This window comes from Micrococcus sp. HSID17227, from assembly GCF_003989405.1.
In the GTDB taxonomy this organism is placed as follows: Bacteria; Actinomycetota; Actinomycetes; order Actinomycetales; family Micrococcaceae; genus Micrococcus; species Micrococcus luteus.
Map to the genome: position 1 here is coordinate 1 of NZ_RBLN01000323.1, position 2,176 is coordinate 2,176.

The window sequence follows — 2,176 nt, forward strand, 5'->3', positions numbered from 1 at the left end:
CCGGCCCGGCGACCCGCGGTCGGTCCGCGGACCAGCCGACGGGGTGGGCCCCGGCGTCGGCCAGGAGGCCGTCCAGCAGGGCCGGCGTGTACTCGATCCGCTCCGTGGTCTCGAGCGCGCAGACCACGCTCGTGCTGGAGGGTCTGCAGCCGGCGGTTCAACCAGCCGCTGCGCACCACCAGGAGGGTCCGCGTCGTCGTGAAGCCGATCCGCTGCCAGGCGAACCAGTTGAACCACCACCTGCCGCGCCGCGGCACGTGCTGGAAGCCGCCCTCCGTGCCGGAGCCGTGCACGCCCAGGTGCATGAGCCCGGCGGGGGTCAGCCCCTGCGCGGCGCGCGGATCACCGTCCAGGCCCGGGTCCGGTGCCACGACCGTGAGGACGCGGAGCACGTCCTCCCACGGACCGACGGGCAGCGCGACGTCCCGGGCGCCGTCGGACTCCTGCAGGTAGCCGGCCACCGCCATGTTCACCCGATACCAGCCGAAGGGCCGCCAGAACAGGGGCTGGGAGACGGTCACCCCCTGCACCCGCCCCGGCGGGACGGTCTGGTGGGTGGTCTCGGTGAGCCCGTGCCGCAGTCGCAGCCCGTCGGTGGAGCGGCGCACCTGGAAGCCCCAGCCGGCGTTCAGCCGGGACCACGCGACGCCGGCCACGGAGAACAGGGCCGGCAGGGACGCGGCCGCGCCGATCCCGGTCAGGGTCTCCCCCTCGTCCAGCACCGCCTCGGGCAGCAGCGCGACCACGAGGGCGAGACCGCCCAGCCAGATCAGGGACCCGGCCAGCACCCCCAGCACGCCTCCGGAGAGCAGGACGGAGCCGAGGAGCCGCCCCGCGGGCACCTGCAGCATGAGTTCGCCGGCGTCCACGGCGTCGGGGTCGGCGAGGCCGGGCTCGGCCGCTCGCTCCGGGGCGGACGCGTCCGCCCCGGCTCCCCCGAGCACCCCCGACGCGCGGTCCAGGATCTCCCGGCGCACCGCTTCGGCCTCGGCGCGGCGCAGGAAGGACAGCTCGAGCGCGGACTCGCCGCCGTCGGCCGCCTCGACCTTCACCGTGGCCAGCCCGAGCAGCCGGGCCACGAGGGGGTGCTGCAGGTCCACCGCCTGGATGCGGTCGTAGCGCATCTGCCGGCGGCTGCGGAAGAGCCAGCCCTGGCGCAGCTCGATCCGGTCCTCCCCGCAGCGGAACCGGGTGAACCACCAGGAGAAGAAGAACACGAGGCTGATCAGCAGGGTGGCCCCCAGCAGGATGCCGCCGGCCACGAGCAGGCTGCCGTCGCCCGGGACGTCCTCCCCGCTGAGCCGGCCCGCCGCGAAGTCCTCCACCGCGTTGCGACCCACGAAGAACAGGAACAGCAGCAGGAAGGTCCAGCCCCGCACCCAGGGCGAGGCGGGGTGGACGCGGACCCAGCCGGCGTCGTCGGCGGGGGGCGGGGCGGCGGCGCTCACAGGCCCGCCAGCCGCGCCTGGCCGCGCGCCATGAGGACCTCGCGCAGCTCCTCGGCCCTCTCGCGGGGCACGCCCTCCAGGGTGACGTCCCCGCCCGCGGCGGCGGTCTTCAGGGTGAGGGTCTGCAGCCCGACCCGGCGCAGCAGCGGACCGTCCGACACGTCCACGTACTGCAGGCGGCCGTACGGCACCGCATGCACGCTGCGGAACAGGATGCCCTCGCGCCACAGGACGTCGTCCTCGCGCTCGGCCCAGCCCATCGCGCGCACGCGCCGCGGGATCAGGATCAGGTCCACGATCCAGGACACGACGACGACGGCCGGCAGCCCCCACGCGACCCACGCGGCCATCCCCGCCCACGGGCCGGTGAGCTTGAGGATCAGCGGCACGGAGAACGCGGCGAGCCAGATCAGGTGGCCGATGGTCGTGGCGATGAGCTTCACCGTCGCCAGCCGGGGCGAGGCCGGGGTGAAGGCCACGCCGCTCAGGTCAATGCCGGGCACGGGCATACCCTCCTTCGGTCTCGGGACGGGCCGGTCGGCCCGGGGACCCATCCTGCCCACGACCGCCCTCGGGCGCATCCTCCTCAGGCGGGATCCGGCACCACCGTTCGACGATCAGCCCCACCACCAGCAGGACGAGACCGCCGACGGCCTGCAGGGCGGCCTCCCGCACGGTCGGTGCCTCCACGCCGGCCCGCAGCAGCACCTGCACCGCCACCCCGGCGT

At 75.3% G+C, this 2,176-nt stretch carries 3 protein-coding genes; all 3 read right to left on the reverse strand.

Annotated elements, in window-relative coordinates; all coding sequences use genetic code 11:
- On the reverse strand, positions 1–1,448 hold a 1,448-nt coding region (locus D8M29_RS11345; protein ID WP_238693399.1), incomplete at its 3' end, for a PH domain-containing protein.
- Positions 1,445–1,957 carry a PH domain-containing protein gene (locus D8M29_RS11350; RefSeq protein ID WP_020625296.1) on the reverse strand — a complete coding sequence of 171 codons (513 nt, stop codon included), beginning with the start codon at positions 1,955–1,957 and terminating at the stop codon, positions 1,445–1,447. The genes D8M29_RS11345 and D8M29_RS11350, both read right to left, overlap by 4 nt.
- Positions 1,938–2,176: DUF3180 family protein (locus tag D8M29_RS11355; RefSeq protein WP_127445986.1), on the reverse strand; the 239-nt coding region annotated here is incomplete at its 5' end. The genes D8M29_RS11355 and D8M29_RS11350, both read right to left, overlap by 20 nt.

What these genes read in the sequence shown, in the direction of transcription:
- D8M29_RS11350 (WP_020625296.1), bottom strand. Translation starts at nt 1,957, where the DNA reads ATGCCCGTGCCCGGCATTGACCTGAGCGGCGTGGCCTTCACCCCGGCC.